Source organism: Mycoplasma sp. P36-A1, from assembly GCF_049478495.1.
Taxonomy (GTDB): Bacteria; Bacillota_I; Bacilli_A; order JAJDGJ01; family JAJDGJ01; genus P36-A1.
The window spans coordinates 247,585-265,643 of the sequence record NZ_CP168083.1; the positions used below are offsets into that span (position 1 = coordinate 247,585).

An 18,059-nucleotide genomic window follows, 5' to 3' on the forward strand; every position below is an offset into this window, starting at 1 on the left:
TAGAACATGTTAAGCTCTTCTTTACATGTAAATCACTAATAATAATGTAACAAATAATAGCTGAGATATTATTACCAGTAACCTTCTAAATGATTGTATACAATGGAAGAAAATTGTAAGACTTTTGTAAGATTAATGTAACATAATAAAGTTTTCTTAATGATAAAATTAATAAAACACAAAGTCATTGTGTGTAAAGGAGGAATATATTTGCTAGTATGTGTAACAGGTGGAGCTGGTTATATTGGTTCTCACCAAGTAAGAATGTTATTAGATAATAATTATGAAGTTTTAGTTATAGATAATTTATCAACTGGACATTATGATGCTATAGATAAAAGAGCTTTAATAGAGTTATGTGATTTAAGGGATAGAGATCGTTTAAAAGAAATATTTAGCAACTATGATATAGATGCAGTAATGCACTTTGCAGCAGTCTCGATAGTAAGTGAAAGTATTAATAATCCATTATATTACTTTGATAATAATGTATATGGACTACAAGTTTTATTAGAAATAATGAATGAACATTATGTTGAGTATATTGTATTATCATCAACGGCTGCAACTTATGGAGTGCATGAAATTATGCCTATTACAGAAGAGTATGAAACTAATCCAATAAATGCTTATGGTGAAACTAAACTTGCTATGGAAAAAATACTTAAGTGGGTAGAACAAGCATATGGTATAAACTATATGGTTTTAAGATACTTTAATGTTGCAGGAGCAAGCTTAGACTCAAAATTAGGAGAAAGACATAATCCGGAAACGCATCTTATTCCTATTATTATGCAAGTAGTTAATGGTAGTAGAGAATATCTAAGTGTATATGGAAATGATTATGATACCCAAGATGGTAGTTGTATTAGAGATTATATTCATGTATTAGATTTATGTGATGCTCATATTCTAGCTTTAGAAAGTTTAATAAAAACAAAAAAAAGTAATTTCTATAATCTAGGATATAATCATGGATACTCTGTATTAGAGATAATTAAAGCTACAGAAAGTGTTATTGGAAGAAAACTACCTTATAAAATAGAGTCTAGAAGAAGTGGTGATCCAGCAGAGTTGATTGCTTCTAATGTAAAGATAGTAGAAGATTTAAATTGGATACCTAAATATGATGATATTAATATCATTATTGAAACGGCATATAATTATGAATGTAAAGGTGTTAAATAATGAAACTTATTAGTGTAGTAATACCAATGTACTTTGAAGAAGCAGTAGTTGATGAAAGTTATAAACGTTTATATAAGGTAATGAGTAATTTAAATAACTATGATTATGAATTAATTTTTATAAATGATGGTAGTACTGATAATACATTACCTAAATTACTAGATATTCAAAAAGATAATAACAAAGTTAAAATAATAGATTTTTCCCGTAATTTTGGCCATTCTGCAGCTGTAAGTGCTGGTATTGATAGTGCTAAGGGTGATGCTGTTGTTTTAATTGATGCTGACTTACAAGATCCACCAGAAGTAATAACTGAATTTATTACTAAATGGCAAGAAGGATATGATGTAGTTTATGGTACAAGATCTAAAAGAAAAGGAGAGTCTTTATTTAAGAAACTCTCAGCTTATATGTTTTATGCTTTTTTAGATAAAATGAGTGAAATAAGAATACCTAGAAATACTGGTGATTTTAGATTAATGGATCGAAAGGTAGTAGAAGCTTTAAAACAAATGCCTGAAAAAAACCGCTTTGTAAGAGGAATGGTAAGCTGGGTAGGTTTTAAACAAATAGCCGTAGAGTATGAAAGAGATAAAAGATATGCTGGTAAAACTAAATATGGTTTATTTAAAATGTTTGCATTTGCTAATGATGCTATTATATCTTTTTCAGATAAGCCATTAAGAATAATAACAAGTCTTGGAATTATAACTTTATTAATTGATTTAGTATTTGTTGTTTATATAATGTATAGTTTATTCTTTGGAAATACAGTAAGTGGTTGGACTTCACTAATGTTATTATTAACATTCTTTTTTGCAGTACTGTTTCTTACTTTAGGTATTTTTGGTCAATATATTGCAGGTATCAGTAACAATGTTAAAGAAAGACCACTATACATTATTGGTAATAGCTATGGTTTTTTAAAAGATAAGAATAAGGAGTTAGATTAATGAACATTATATTAAAAAAATTCACTAGTTTTATCAATATTATATTTTTACTAATAAGTATTTTAATGTTCTACTTTGCTATTAGATCACCAATATTTAATATAAATAACTTAACTTCAGAATTCTTATTCTTTTTAATCATTTTTTTATTAATAATAAGTATTTTACTTTTAAATAATAAAAGCAGAGTTTTCTTAGTTAAAGGATATGATAGGTGTAGTAAATATTTTATTAATAATCTTAGCAAGATTAGTATAGGACTATTTATTGTAGCTATAATTATCCAAATTGTTATTATCTTTTTAACAACAATACCAATAGGTTGGGATGTTGCACAAATATTTAAGGGTGTAAAAAATGTAATGGCTGGTGATAATACTAGAATAAGTAGTTACTTATCTAGATATGATAACAATTCAATGTATTTTTATATTATGTATGCATTATCAAGTATAGGTAATCTATTTATTAAAACAGCTGGTAATACTTGGATTTATTGGCAATTATTAAACATCTTAATTTTAGATGTAGGTATTATCTTACTATTTTTAGCTACAAAAAAGCTATTTGATTTAAAGTATGCTTATAGTGTAGCTTACTTATTAGCTATAAGTATGATGTTTTCTCCCCATTTATTAATACCTTATACAGATATTATGGCATTATCACTAACTTGTTTAATGCTTTATTTATATAGCATTATTCATAGTAGCATTAAATACCGTAGATACTTTATAACTATATTATTAGGGATTGTTGTAAGTATTACCTTCTTATTAAAACCATCAGCTATTATTGTTGTTATTGCTTTTTTTGTAGTAAGTATTATTAAAGCTGGCTATATTAATATTAAAAAATTAAGCCTAGTACTTATATTCTTCTTATCTGTTTTAGTTACTTATCAAAGTTATGCAGTCTTTAAAGAAAAGCAAAACATCATTGTCTATAATGTTGATGATAAATTTCCAGAAACACATTGGATAATGATGGGTTTAACTAAAAGTGGTGGTTATAACAGTAGTGATGTTAAAAAAACAGGTTCAATAAAGGGCTTAAAAGCCAAAAAAGAATTTAATATAAAAATTATTAAAGAACGTTTAAGTAATTATGGTCTATTAAATTACACAAAGTTTTTATTTAAAAAATTTGCAAACAACGTAGCAGATGGTGATTTTGCATATGGTTTTGATGGTAGACAACAAAAACAAAAAAAGAAAGCTAATTTTAAACTACAAAGTGTTTTAAGAAGTTTTTACTATCCAAATGGCCAACATATTAAAGATAGTAAGTTTATAATGCATTTATCATGGTTGTTTACAATAGTCGGTTTAATACTAGCTTATACCAAAAAAGATAATTACTATATTTTAGTTTTGAAAGTAAGTATTTTAGGCTGTTTGTTATTCCTATTAATATTTGAGGGTGGAAGATCAAGATATATAATTCAATTTCTACCTTTAATATATCTAGTAGCTATTTATGGATACTATAACTTTGTTAATAATAAATGGTATCAAAAGATAAATAACATTAATTATATAAAATATAAATATTAGATTAAAATACAAAGGAGTTGATGTAATGAAAAGGAAACTATTATTAGTACCAAGTGCTTATAACATAAGAGCAATTGGAGATGTTATTAACTTTGTTGATTATTATAAAGATAGTTTAGATATATATATTCTGGTTAAGGATATACCTTGTGATGTTCAAGATTGCCTTGATTATCAACTAGTAAATATTCAATGTTCATATGGTAAATATTTAAGAGATACTGCAGAATATGTTATTGATGCAGGAAGTATCAACAGTAGACAAAGAAAAGGAAAAAACCAGTATTTTGTTTCAATATGGCATGGGATACCTTATAAAAAAATGTTTGTAGATAAACTACCACCAGAAATAGAATCTGCAAATTTATACGCTAATGCCTATGATTTAATGATATCATCTTCTAATTACTATACAGAAATATTTTTAAGAAAAGCAATGTTATACAATAAAGAGATTAGAATGCTAGGTTGTTCAAGAATGGATTCACTATTTAACAAAAGCCTAGAAGAAATTAATGAATTGAAAAACAATTTAAATATTCCACTAGATAAAAAAGTTGTTTTGTATGCTCCTACTTTTAAGGATATAAAAAATGAAACATTACCTTTTAATCTAAATGATTTATTAAATAGTTTTAATGATGAATATGTTTTAGTAATAAAAATGCATTATCTTAGTAATATTACTATTAAAAATAAAAATGTTATTAATTTAACTAACTATCATAATATTTCAGATATTCTATTATGCAGTGATCTGTTAATTAGTGACTATTCTTCCGTAATATTTGATTATTCAATCTTGAATAGACCAATCATTTTATTACAAAATGATAAACAAGAATATCTAGATAAAAGAGGTTTGTCATTTAATATAGAAGACTATGTAAGTAAAGAATCACTTATTTATAATATTGATGATTTATATAAACTATTTAAGAATAATGATTTTAAAAAGATAAAAAATAATCTTAAGCAGCATTTCTATCCTTTAGAAGATGGTCAAAGTAGTAAAAGAATAGTAGAAAGTTTAAATTTTAATACTAATGAAAGAAAACATGAAGATATTATCTTTATAATTAATGATTTAAATGAAATAGGAGGACTTAACACATTCATTAACAATATGGCTAAATATTATAAGAATAAATATGATGCTAAGATTATTGTCATTGCTATGAAAGAGTTTGCTAACAAAAATAGTGAAGTTTACATTTTAGATAGTAAGTATATTGATTATACTTTATCATCTACATATCAACATGGTACTTGTGTTCACTTTCTTAAAAATACCACAGGATATATTATTTCACTACAGTTTAGTGCTCATCGTCACTTTCAAAGATGGATGCGTAATAAAAATACTATTTTAATGTTTCATGGAGATTCTCAACTTATTATAGATGCAGATGTTTACAAGTTTCATTTAAAATCTTTGAATATGCAAAAGCTGTATAACTACAAAAGATTATTATTTTTATCTAAAAAAAATGAGGATAATATTAGAGAACATCTTAGTCTAGAAGTAGTTGATAAACTAGATTTTCAACATAATAGCATAGATTTGAAATACACACCTTTAAGTAAAGAAACCCATAATAGTTTTGCTTTTATTGGTAGGTTAAGTGATGAAAAGAATCCACTAGCATTGCTTAAACTTGCAAAGCTAATAAAATCAAACAAAAGTAATATTATTATTAATGTTTATGGTGATGGTCCTCTTAAAGAAGAGTTAGTAAGTAAGGTTAATAAACAAAAATTAAATAATATTATTATATTTCATGGTTATGTTGAAAATAAGGAAGATATTTTCAGTAAAAACAATGGTTTAATTTTACTTTCTAAAAATGAAGGTTTTCCTTATGTGATATTAGAAGCATATGCTTATGGTAGACCTGTTATTGCTTTTAACACTTTTACAGCAGCAAGTGAAATGATACTTAGTAGTAAAACAGGTTATTTAGTGGATAATCTTGATTATGAACAACTATATAATGCCTTACTTGTATCAGATAAATTATTAAATAGTAATTACATAAAGCAAAAGTTCAGCAACTATCAAAACAATGAAATATTTAATAAATGGAATCAGTTATTTATTGATATTAAAGAAGAAAAGGCAATTGATAAAATTAGTACTGCTAAAAAGAATATAACGCACAAAAAGCTTATTAAAGAGTTTAAGGCCTATGTAAAAAGTTTACCTATATTTCCTGAAAAATACTTTTCTCTATATAAAGATCAAGTTACTAATACTAAAAATCTTAATATAATCAATAGTGAATATCAAGATAAAGCAAGTGTTAGTATTATTATTCCAGCTTTTAATGCTAGCAAAAGTATTAAGGCTTGTATTGATTCGATAATAATTCAAGGAATTATATTATACGAAATAATAGTAATAGATGATGGTAGTGATGATGTTGAAAGTTTAAATGATATTATTAATTGTTACAAAATTAAAAATATAAATATTAGGTTGTTTAAAACTACTAATAATGGTCCTGGAAAAGCTAGAAATTATGGTATAGAACAAGCAGTATCTAATTATATATTCTTTTTAGATGCTGATGATTTATTACCACAAAAAAGCCTATCAAGCTTATTATTATTTGCCTTAAGAAATGATTTAAATGTTGTTTCTGGTCTGACTCAAAGACACTATTTAGAAAGTGATAAGACAGAGCCTTGGCATTTAGAATTATATAAAAGAAATGAAATATATAAAAGTTTAGATGAACGTTTTAATATTTATGAAGATACTCTAGCTACTAATAAGTTATACAAAAAAGAAGTGTTTTCAAAGTATGATTTATACTTTGAAAAGGGTTTATATGAAGATAAGATATTTACTTCAAAACTATATGCTAAAGTTCCTAAAATAGGTTTTATTAAAACGACAGTTTATTTATGGTGTGTTTATGGTAGTTATACATCAATAACAACTCATAAAAGTTATGACAATTTTTGTGAACGTATGAATGCTATAAATAGAAGTTGGTTTAACTTTAATGAAATAGTTAGATATAAAATGTTTGCTTACTTTTTAAAGCATGATCTTATGATATATTTAAGAGAATTTTGCTTTTATACTGTTGAACAACAAGAACAAATATATGTTAAAGCCAATGAGTTTATATTAGCTAATAAAAAATATTATTATCCTAATCTATTAAAAAATGCCAATGCTAGAACAGTATATGATTGTTTTATAAACAATGATTTAGAAAGATTTATTTTAGTAAGTAACTATATTTGCCAAGAATATCAAGCTAATGTTGCTAAAAATACTAAAACAAAAAGAGTATGAAAAGACATCATTTAAATAAAGATTTGATCTGTTTAATCTTAATGCTACTTTCAATAATAGTAATTATAGTAGCATATCATGATAAATATCTTTATTTTTCAACAACATATTTCTTAGCCTTATATTATTTATATAAGATTAATACAAAAAAGAAACCTAACTTAGCTAATGTAAGTAGTAAGGATAAAATATTTGCATTAATTATCAGTTTATTATTTATCTTTAGTAATTATGCAATGATACTTACTTTAGCTAATATAGACAAGTTATTTAATAACATAATATTATATTTATGTTTTATTAGTATAACAACAATTTTGCCTTTATATCGTTTTATAATAGATATACTTCATTATCTAATAAAAGGAGACTTTGATTTTATTAATGCTAGAAATGCTAAAAAGTTATCCTTAAAACTATTACTAATAATGTTATTAATAAGCTTTGGTTTATACTCATTAATCTATCCAGGAATATTGACATCAGATAGTCAATGGCAATTAAATCAAGCATTAAATAATGAAGTATTAAGTAATCATCATCCTATTATGATGACTCTATTAATTAGATTATTAATAAATTTAGGTAGTCAACTAGGCTTTAACCAACTTAGTATTGGAATGTATTTTATCTTTCAAATAATAATAGGTAATCTTATTTTTGCCTTTGTTGCCTATACTTTAATAAAAATAAAGGTTAGTAAAAAATATTTAGTATTCTTATTTATTGTAGTAGTTCTTAATCCTGTTACTTATTTATATTTATGTACTATGTGGAAAGATATATGGCTAGCATTATTTATGATGTTATTTACGATATTGATGATTTATTATGTAAAAGACAATAAATACTATAATAAAGGCTATTTTATAATAATATTTATTATTGTTTGTTCTAGTTTATCTTTTAGTAAAAATAATGCTATATATGTAATCTATCTTAGTTTTATTACTTGTTTAGTATTATTAAAAAATAAGAGAAAAGAAACATTAATTATCTTTATAATACCCATAATAATTTTTAAAATGATAACTGGTATTGGATATTCTAATATTGGGGTAATAGAAGGTAGTAAAAGAGAAATGTTTTCGCTACCTTTACAACAGATGGTTTATATAAATAAGTATGATCATGGTATAAATAAAGATCTAAAAAATAGTTTAAATAAATACATAAACTTAAAAAAATCGCTTAAAAATTATAAGTATTACTTATCTGATCCAGTAAAGAATACTTTTAAAGATGATTATTATCATAATCATAGTAAAGAGTTTATTATTCTCTACTTAAAATATTTAAAAGAAAGTCCGCTTAATGCTAGTAAAGCTTTCATTTTACAAACTTTTAGATATTACACTATCCATAATAATTATTGGATAGTTGCACATAGCAGTAATTTTAATAAGTATAAAAAGTTTAAAAAATATGATTTAAAAATGGAACCCTTAATTAGACTAAGCAATAAACAAGATAATATGCATATTATAAAAAAGTGGCAAATACTAAGAAAAATACCTTTAGTAAGTGATATATACAGTGTAGGAATTCAAATATGGATGCTAATGATAACATGTTATATCTTTATTAGAAAAAATAGAATAATTTATTTATGTATTAGTTTACCTATATTCTATTTATATCTAACAATCATAGCTTCACCGGTTAATGGAGAATATCGTTATGCGTATCCATATATATTAAGCACATTAATTTTATTAGGTTTTGTATTATCAAAGACATTTAATGAAAAGGAGGTAGATTGTAATGATAGAAATTGCGATTCTAATACCATGTTATAATGAAGAACTAACAATAAAGAAAGTAATAGATGATTTTACTTTAGCACTACCACAAGCAATAGTTTATGTGTATGACAATAATTCAACAGATAATACTGCATTGATTGCTAAACAAAGTGGTGCTATTGTTGTCAAAGAAGTTAAACAGGGTAAGGGTAATGTCATTAGATCAATGTTTAGAGATATTGATGCTAAATGTTATTTAATGATTGATGGGGATGATACCTATCCAAGTGAATATGCTAATGAAATGGTATATTCTATTTTAACTAAAAAGAATGATATTGTTATAGGTGATCGTTTATCTACAACTTACTTTAGTGAAAATAAAAGAGCTTTTCATAATCTAGGTAATAAAATAGTTAGAAAAACAATTAATTTCTTATTCAATAGTGATATCAAAGATATTATGACTGGTTATCGTGCCTTTAGTTATCGTTATGTTAAAAGCTTTCCAGTTATTACTCATGGTTTTGAAATAGAAACAGAAATGAGTATTCATACTTTAGATAAGAATTTATATATAGATAATATAGAAGTAGATTATCGAGATCGTCCATTAGGAAGTGAATCAAAATTAAATACATATAGTGATGGTATTAAAGTTATTATGACTATTTTTAAACTATTTAAAAACTATCGACCATTAGCCTTCTTCAGTATCATTGCAGCGATATTATTTACAATTTCACTAGCCTTTATAGTTCCAGTAATAATAGAGTATTTTGATACCAAATTAGTATTAAGATTTCCTACACTAATGTTTGGATTAGTTATTTTATTGCTATCATTTTTGATGTTTACTAATGGACTATTACTTGATAATGTTGCTGCTAAAGATAAAAGGGATTTTGAAATGAGATTAATTGATATTCAACATCGATTAATAGATGATAAGTATGAAGATAACTAAACTATTAGAAAGTGGTTTTATAAGATATATCATTATTGGTTCAATTGCCTTTATAATTGATTTTATGACTATTATAATATGCCGTAATATTATCTATCCTACAACAAACCCATATATCATAACTTTATATTATATCTTAGGATTTATCCTAGCTTTTATCTTTAATTATCTAAGCACTCTTAAATATGTTTTTATTAACTATGAAAGTAATAACCAGCAAAAAGATATTTTTAATACTTTAATAGTAGCTATAATAGGACTAGTTTTAACACTTTTACTAATGTATATAGGAGAGTTTATTTTTAAATATAACTATGTAATATTAAAAGTTATAGTATCTATAATTGTATTAGTGTGGAACTATTTAGCTAGAAAGTATTTAATATATAAATAATGGATAAAGTTGTATATAAAGTGATTTTTAGATAGGTAAATGTTAAAGTATTATTACATTTATTGAAATGAGGTTTATAATGAAACAAGAAAAAATCACATTATATATAACAAGATATATTTTTATAGTATCTATAATTATGCTAGTTAGTTCATTAATAATCTTAGTAACTTTATCAGGTGATTTTATGAGTAGTGATGATTCACAATCATTATTTATATTAGATGCTTTTGTTAGAATACTATCAATGATAATGATTGTATTAGGAGTATTTTTATTAATAACTAATAAAAAAGCAAAGACAATTGCTAAAGTATTAATTATAGTTACTGGATTAATTGGAACAATACTAGGAGCAATATTTGGCTTTGTTAGTGGTATATGTGGCCTAATAGGAGCCTGGATGTTATATGTAAATTATAAATAATGATTTTAAATAGCACAATAGTCTTAATAATAAATCAGATATTTAACAAAATAAAAATCGAAAAATCAAAGTATCCTGACAGGATACTTTTTTAGTGTTCTGGCTTGCTATAATGAAGGCATCAAGTAAAGGAGAAAAGAAAGATGAAAAAATTAATTGGTTTATTTGTATTAATACTAGCTTTATGTGGATGTTCTAGTAAAGAAAGTATAGATTTAAAACCTTATATGAATGTTACATATACTGGAATAAATACTAAGGCTAGTGTAGCTAATGTTAGTGTTGATAAGGAAAAGTTTAAGAAAGATTTTCCAGATTTTGATGGAAATCTAAACGATTTAGAATATGTAGCACCTGAAACTAAGGATCTAAGTAATGGTGATAATGTAAGTGTCGAAATTAAAGGTTTAGCTAGTGAAAATTATGATATTTCTAATAAGATTGAGTTTGAAGTTTCAGATCTAAAAAATAGTTATGGTTTTAATGATAAGATACTATTTGATGGCTTTGAAATAACTTTTAAAGATAAAGTAAAAACAGTAGTTGATACTAATGCTTATAGTGATAACAAAGGTAAGAAAGTTGTAAAAATTCCTTTAAAAATAAAAAATACAAAGAATGAAAAAGGAATGATAAATATGTTTTATTATGAAGCATATGGACCAAAAGGTGAAACCAAATTAGATAATGCATCAGCATACTTTGATGATAAGACGACCATTGATTGGGGTGGTGATATCTTACCAGGTAAAAGTGCAACTAGATACATGTATTATGTCAAAGAAGGAAGTGGAGTTTATAAAGTATTCTTTGATAATTGGACAGATAAAATAGAAGTAGAACTTAACATTAAATAAGAAAGAGGAAATAAAAATGACAATGAAAAAATTAAGCTTATTAACAGCAATATATTCTTTAATAGTATCAATAGTATTACTAATTGCACCATTATTCACTATGATGAGTATAGTAGGGGATGCAATAGAAGAAAATGCAAGTGCAAGTGCAACAATGGGAGTTGATAGTTTCTTTAGAATAATGGCAGGAATTATGTTAATACTAGCAATCATATTAATGTTTAAATCAAAAACATCAAGTCTTGCAGGTAAGATATTACTTATAATAGCTGGAGGATTAGTAGTAATGTTTAGTTCATTACTTGGATTTGTAGCAGGAATTTGTGGAATAGTTGGTGCTGGTATCCTTCTAGCAACAAATAAGAATATGATAACAGAAGATACAGAAATATAAAAAAAAAGTAGTAATTAATAGACTAATAATCATTAATTACTATTTTCATTTAAAAATAAAAATTAAACAATCTAAATAATTAGTAGATGCATCAAGATAGTATATAAAAACTTTTATAATATAAAGAATAAATAAAATAAATGTTATATATTTGTTTACTATGTGTTGATTATATGTGATACAAATGATATAATATTTTCATATAAATTTATAAAATATTCATATCGAATATAAAGATGTATTAAAAAATAAATAAGGAGGTAAATTAGAAATAGAATAAGTATTTAATGGGGATTATATATATTGTTTTATAAGTGTTTTAAGAAAAATTTATTTACTAAAAAGGAAAGGAGAGATTGGTTTAAAGTGTTATATAAACCATAAATCTAATGAAAACCAATAAGAGCAAAAAACGAATTATTGCAGTAATTGCAGTATTAGTAGTAATTTCAGGTATAGGAAATTTAATGAATGATGATAAATCAATAAATGAAACTAATACACCAGTAATTGTAGAAGAAAAAACAAATGAAACACCAGCAGTTGAAGAAGTAAAAGAAACAGAAAAGGTAGTAGAAAAAAAGAAAGAAGTTAAAGTAGATAGAGAAAGTAAAAATGCTTTAGGATCTGCACAATCATATATAGACTATACTGCCTTTAGTAAATCAGGATTAAGAAAACAATTAGAATTTGAAAAATATCCTACTAAAGCTATTGATTATGCAATAAAGAATGTCGATGTTGATTACAACAAAGAAGCCCTAGATGCAGCTAATAGCTACTTAAGTTTTACTAGTATGTCAACAGAAGGCTTAAAGTCTCAACTAAAGTTTGAAGGATATTCATCAAAACAAATTACATATGCTATAAAAAATCTAGACTAATACATAATAAATGACTATAAATAAACTAAATAATGTAAATAAAATAGAAGCACTTAAAGTTATATACAACTTAATGCTTCTATTTTTATATTGTGTTTAATTACTTATAAAGATATAAAGAAACTAAAGATATAAAGAAATTAAAGATACAATGAATAATTAGATAATGATATTATTTACACATTTATAATTATTTAAAGGTAAATCAATTTAATTAAAAATAAAAGTCTAATATAATATTCTCAAATACAGATAATGAATAATATATTTATCTTTAAAAAGAAAGGACTGCTTACATGAGTGATATTATAGAAAAATTAATAATAATAGTGTGCATAATAATTTTTATTTTACTAATAGGATTTTTATTATATAACCTATATCAATATTTACATAAGAATAATCCTGAAATAAATCTAAATAGTCAATTATATCAAAAAAAGGAGAATAAAGAAGTGCTAGAAAATAAAGAAGAAGTACTAACTAAAGATATAAACAAAGATGAAATATCAATTTTATCGTTTTTTAAAATGCAATTTGAAGTTTTAATTACAGTAATATTAGTATCACTATTTTGGCTTATAATTTCAATTTTAATACAAACATTATTACTAAGTTTGATAAAAATAATCTTTAATAATGAAAGTGAAATAGTTTTTGCTTTAGTAAGTATCTTAAAAAATAACAATATTGTAGCAAGTTTTAGTTTAGTAGGAATAATTTATAATCTAGTTATGATAAGAGATTTATCTAAAAAAGACTAACAAAAGGAGAGAACTACCATGTCAAATAAACTTAAATTAGTAATAGTAGCAATAATATCATGTTTAATTACATTACTAATTACATATGTAGTAGTTAAAACCACTTATGTAGAACCAGAACCTGAAATAATCATAAAAGAACAACCATCATCAGAATTGATCAAGTGTAAAAATAAAGCCGTTGCATTTGATAATAAAAAAAATATAGGGAAAAAAACACCGGAAGTATCATACTCTATTATAAGTAAAGAATTGGATGGTTTTTCAGTGAAGATTGAAAATTCTAAAGCTAAGGTTTACTATTATGACAGCCTAGCACAGATGGTAGAATATGGAGTAATTAAGAGTGAAGATGATTCTAAGATGGAAAAACTAGAAAACAATAATTACTCAATTGATATTACTACTAAAAAATCTACTGTTATCGATGGTAAAATGATTGGAATAGGTCAAAATAGTTCTTATAGTGCTTTATTCATGATAATGGAAGATGGAAGTGTAGAATATCTAAAATTGAAAGCTATAATAGAAGGTGGAAACTCTCAAGGCAGTATTGAAGGTGTCAATAATATTGTAAGAGTAGAACAAGCAAATATAGGATATAATCAAGGTGGTGGTGCTGTAACAGCAATAGCCATCGATGCTGATGGTAACTTCTATGATCTTAATAATTACATAGATATGTCTATTAGATAAAAATAGTATATAAAGGCCTATAAATAAGTTAGTAAAAGCTGATTTATAGTCCTTTTTTTTCTAAAGATATTATGAAATACAAAAATAGAATATTAGATTAAGACATTGAATATTGCTAAAGCATTTAACAAAATATATAATAATAGATAAAAAGGGAGGAATATATGAATAATATACTAATACATGGTTTAGGCCAAAATAAAGATAGTTGGACAAAAACAAAAAATATCTTAGAAAAGAATCATATTATAGTGCATTGTCCAAATTTGATAAAGAATAACATGAGTATAAGTTATCAAAATATATATGATAGTTTTAAACAAGATTGTAATAAACTAGAAGGTAAAATAAACTTATGCGGCCTTTCATTAGGTGGAATAATAGCTTTAGAATATGCTAAAGAATATCCAAATAAAGTAAACTCATTAATAATAATAGGAACGCCATATAAAATGCCAAAGACAATGCTTAAAATACAAAACATAGTATTTAAATTTATGCCTGAGCATAAATTTATAAGTTTAGGGTGCAGCAAAAAAGACTTTATCACTCTTACAAAATCAATTGCAGATTTAGATCTTACAAGTAACCTTGATAAGATAACCTGTAAAACTTTAGTATTATGTGGAGCCAAAGATAAAATAAATCTAAAAAGCTCAAAAAGTTATCATAAAGAAATTATAAATAGTGAATTTGCATTGATAAATAATGCCTCTCATGAAGTAAATATTGATAATCCAGAATTATTAGCTAATAAAATCATTAATTTTTACTCAAATCTATCATAAAAGCCTAACACTTGATTGTTTACCATTTGTTGAAGTTATGCACTTTGCATGATACAATAAAGAAGTTAAAAATTAAATTAAGAATAAGTAAATAGTTTAGTTTTAGCTTAAAAAGAGGGAAGGGTTTTATGATAAATTATCATAAAATATAAATAATTAAAATGAAAAATAAAATAATAAAAATTACCTTATTGTTTATAGTAATAGCAATACCATTGCTATCATACGGTAATATAGTAAGTGATGAGTACAAAGCAAAAGAAAATGATATAGAATTAATCAATGATGATGTAACAGAAGATGAAGAAACAAATAACAGTGAAGATTATGAAAATGTATATGAAGCAGCAAGAAAAGATAAAAATAAGGCATTAGAAGCAGCTCAAAACTATATTGAATATATGTCATTTAGTGAAGAAAATTTAAAAGATCAATTAGAGTATGATAAAGTACCAAATGAATTCATTAAATATGCAGTTGAAAATGTAAAAGCTGATTATAATAAAGAAGCATTAGATGCTGCCAAAAATTATGTAAAGTTAATGGATATGTCAAAAGAAGACTTACAAAGACAATTAAAGTATGAAAAATATACTGACAAACAAATTGAATATGCTTTAAATAACCTTGATAAATAAAAAGTTAAAGTTGATAAAGATATATGATACCTTTAAAGTGGACAGTGTAAATAAATATAAAATAAAACTGCAGATTATCAATATATTTTTAAACAAATGGGTAAAAATGATCTAGCTGATTTTAATAAAGAATTAGCTGAATCAGATAATTCTAATCTAGAAATATTCATTCAAAAGTGTCTTGATATTGCATAATTGCAAAGTATAATAATCATCGGACAGTGAGTTTTAACACTGTCTTTTTTTTATGTTCGAAAAAAAAATATTAAGAAATAAAATAACTTATTGTTGTAGAAAATAGCTTATATTATCTTCATCCTAATCTACAAATAAGTACTTAATAAATAAAAAATATGAATTCAAAAGATTGTTATTAACTAAAAACTGACTCTAATTATAATGTTTACGAATTGTAAAAATAAATTATAAAAATATTTTCTATTAGATTAAAAAAATTATATAATGTATGTAAGAAAGAGAGGTTTTATGGGAAGGAAAATTAATAGTAGTAAAAAAAGAGAGGGAAAATTTATTGGAGTAATGTTAATTGTATTTGCATTTTTAACATTAACAATAAATAATATTCAAGCAAAGGATTATGATTCAAAGTATATAACTTCAGTTAAATTACTAGATAAAGATGGTAATGAGAGTAATTCACATCAAGAAAATGCAAACATGTCAGTAGAATATACATTTGAAATTCCAAATGAAATTAGTATTTTACAAGATGATACAATGCAAGTGACTTTGCCAGATGAATTAATAGCAAGAGGTAATCAAGCATTTGAGATTTTCGATAGTGCAGGCAAAGAAATTGTGGCACATGCGACATTTGATGGTAATTCTAAAGTTGTAACACTTAAATTTACAGATTACTTTGAAAAGAATCCAAATTTCAAAAATGGTAAATTTGAAGTCTTAGTTATATGGTTGCATGATGATGTCATTGTTGATGGAGATAATGACATAGATTGGAATATTGATGGGATTGAAAATGATACAATTCATGTTAGTCCATTGCCACTACCACCTGTTAGTGAAAATTTAACTAAATGGGGATATAGAGATACTTATGATAAGACATTAATACACTGGGTTGTAAGAATTAATGCAAATCATAAAACAATAGAGAATGCTACATATACTGATACAATTGGTGAAAATCAAATATTGCTTAAAGATACATTAAAAGCAAACGTTGCAATATTTGATCCAAACAATCATAATCATGAAAAAATATTAGGACCTATAGGTGAAATTACCAGTCAGTCTGATACAGGATTTGAATATAGTTTTGGTACTCTAACAGATATGGTGTATATCAAATATAGTACCAAAACTACAGATGGTGGTTCTTCTAAAATATATGAAAATGATGGAGTTTTAAATAGTTCTAATGACATTAATGCAACTATAAACGCTAAAACACCAGCAATTGGTGGTGATGGAAGTGGTAGTGGTACAATCTTTGGTGTTGAACTGACTAAAGTAGATAGTAAAGATAACAATATCCTGCTTGAAGGTGCAGAATTTAGGTTAGAAGATGCACATGGTAAAGTATTAAAAGAGAAAATTACTACTAATAAAGATGGTAAAATTATAATTGATAAAATGGAACTAGGAATGTATAAGCTTATTGAAACAAAAGCACCTTATGGATATATTCTAGATTCAACTGCTATTGATTTTGAAATTAAAAGTGAACAAACAGAAAATATAAAGCTAACAAAAGAAAATACTTTATATAAAGGAAGTGTCTTAATTACTAAGCTTGATAGTGAAACTAAAGAAACTTTAAGTGGGGCAGTTTTTAATATACTTGATGAAAATAATAAAATTATTAAAGATTCTTTAGTTACAGATGAAAATGGAATAATTAAAGTTAAAGGTTTACTAGTTGGAAATTACAAATTTGTAGAAACAAAAGCACCAGAAGGTTATCAAAATGACAATAAAATAATAAGTTTTAAAATCAGTACAAAAAATGAAACTACAATAAAACTTAAAAAATATAATACTAAGAAAAAAACAAGTAGTGTTATTACAGATGATAATAAAGATAAAGGTGTCACAAGTGTTAGTAGTACAAATAAAGAATTACCTAAAACAGGAAACTATTTATTACCTACAGCATTTATATTAACTTTAATAGGTATAACATTAAGCATATATTTAAAAAGTAGTACTTTAGAAAAAAAATAATTATTATATTAAAAAATATAGCTAAAAAACTGAATAAATTGATAAAAACCTTCTTTGGTATATGAGAATAACACCAAAGAAGGTTTTTGATTAGTTATATATTACATAACCATAATAAATATATAACAATAGAAAACTAACCTTATGATATACTAAAATATATATATTAGAATATAATGAAAAAAATACAAAAGAATTAATTAAACAAATTAACCAATTTAGTGCCAGTGCAATTAATATATTGAAAATTGATTAATAATAAAAAATGTATTGTGAAATTCATTTTGATATTT

General features: G+C 24.4%; 16 protein-coding genes. All 16 read left to right on the forward strand.

Going from position 1 to position 18,059, the window contains the following annotated elements:
* Positions 1–210: 210 nt before the first annotated feature.
* The 16 genes from galE to ACD762_RS01245 all read left to right on the forward strand — a co-directional run bounded on the left by galE (position 211) and on the right by ACD762_RS01245 (position 17,766).
* Positions 211–1,188: a UDP-glucose 4-epimerase GalE gene (gene galE, locus ACD762_RS01170; RefSeq protein ID WP_423364012.1), complete on the forward strand. Its 978-nt coding sequence runs from the start codon at positions 211–213 to the stop codon at positions 1,186–1,188.
* On the forward strand, positions 1,188–2,141 hold the full coding sequence (locus ACD762_RS01175; protein WP_423364014.1) for a glycosyltransferase family 2 protein: 954 nt from the start codon (positions 1,188–1,190) through the stop codon (positions 2,139–2,141). The genes galE and ACD762_RS01175 overlap by 1 nt, the downstream gene beginning before the upstream one ends.
* Positions 2,141–3,697 (forward strand): hypothetical protein, encoded by a 1,557-nt coding sequence (locus ACD762_RS01180; RefSeq protein WP_423364016.1) that lies wholly within the window; start codon positions 2,141–2,143, stop codon positions 3,695–3,697. Before ACD762_RS01175 ends, ACD762_RS01180 begins: the two co-directional genes overlap by 1 nt.
* A gap of 25 nt (positions 3,698–3,722) precedes the next feature.
* A complete protein-coding gene (locus tag ACD762_RS01185) occupies positions 3,723–7,022 on the forward strand; it encodes a CDP-glycerol glycerophosphotransferase family protein (RefSeq protein ID WP_423364018.1) in 3,300 nt (1,099 codons plus the stop codon).
* Entirely contained in the window at positions 7,004–8,806 is a 1,803-nt protein-coding gene (locus ACD762_RS01190; RefSeq protein WP_423364020.1) for a DUF6020 family protein, read from the forward strand. Before ACD762_RS01185 ends, ACD762_RS01190 begins: the two co-directional genes overlap by 19 nt.
* On the forward strand, positions 8,772–9,719 hold the full coding sequence (locus ACD762_RS01195; RefSeq protein ID WP_423364022.1) for a glycosyltransferase family 2 protein: 948 nt from the start codon (positions 8,772–8,774) through the stop codon (positions 9,717–9,719). Before ACD762_RS01190 ends, ACD762_RS01195 begins: the two co-directional genes overlap by 35 nt.
* Positions 9,706–10,113 (forward strand): GtrA family protein, encoded by a 408-nt coding sequence (locus tag ACD762_RS01200; RefSeq protein ID WP_423364024.1) that lies wholly within the window; start codon positions 9,706–9,708, stop codon positions 10,111–10,113. Before ACD762_RS01195 ends, ACD762_RS01200 begins: the two co-directional genes overlap by 14 nt.
* Before the next feature lie 79 nt (positions 10,114–10,192).
* Positions 10,193–10,540, forward strand: a complete 348-nt coding sequence (locus ACD762_RS01205; protein WP_423364026.1) for a hypothetical protein — start codon at positions 10,193–10,195, stop codon at positions 10,538–10,540.
* 143 nt (positions 10,541–10,683) lie between these two features.
* Positions 10,684–11,397 carry a hypothetical protein gene (locus ACD762_RS01210; protein WP_423364028.1) on the forward strand — a complete coding sequence of 238 codons (714 nt, stop codon included), beginning with the start codon at positions 10,684–10,686 and terminating at the stop codon, positions 11,395–11,397.
* 16 nt (positions 11,398–11,413) lie between these two features.
* Positions 11,414–11,791, forward strand: coding sequence for a hypothetical protein (locus ACD762_RS01215; RefSeq protein ID WP_423364030.1), 378 nt, complete (start codon positions 11,414–11,416; stop codon positions 11,789–11,791).
* Positions 11,792–12,180: 389 nt separating this feature from the next.
* Positions 12,181–12,675: an Ltp family lipoprotein gene (locus tag ACD762_RS01220; protein ID WP_423364032.1), complete on the forward strand. Its 495-nt coding sequence runs from the start codon at positions 12,181–12,183 to the stop codon at positions 12,673–12,675.
* A gap of 296 nt (positions 12,676–12,971) precedes the next feature.
* Complete coding sequence (locus ACD762_RS01225) at positions 12,972–13,439, forward strand: hypothetical protein (protein WP_423364034.1); 468 nt, start codon at positions 12,972–12,974, stop codon at positions 13,437–13,439.
* Between the two features lie 18 nt (positions 13,440–13,457).
* Positions 13,458–14,135: a hypothetical protein gene (locus tag ACD762_RS01230; RefSeq protein WP_423364036.1), complete on the forward strand. Its 678-nt coding sequence runs from the start codon at positions 13,458–13,460 to the stop codon at positions 14,133–14,135.
* A gap of 164 nt (positions 14,136–14,299) precedes the next feature.
* Complete coding sequence (locus ACD762_RS01235) at positions 14,300–14,923, forward strand: alpha/beta fold hydrolase (RefSeq protein ID WP_423364038.1); 624 nt, start codon at positions 14,300–14,302, stop codon at positions 14,921–14,923.
* A 161-nt stretch (positions 14,924–15,084) separates the two neighbouring features.
* A complete protein-coding gene (locus tag ACD762_RS01240) occupies positions 15,085–15,561 on the forward strand; it encodes an Ltp family lipoprotein (RefSeq protein ID WP_423364040.1) in 477 nt (158 codons plus the stop codon).
* 486 nt (positions 15,562–16,047) lie between these two features.
* Entirely contained in the window at positions 16,048–17,766 is a 1,719-nt protein-coding gene (locus tag ACD762_RS01245) for a SpaA isopeptide-forming pilin-related protein (protein WP_423364042.1), read from the forward strand.
* The last annotated feature ends 293 nt before the right edge of the window (positions 17,767–18,059 follow it).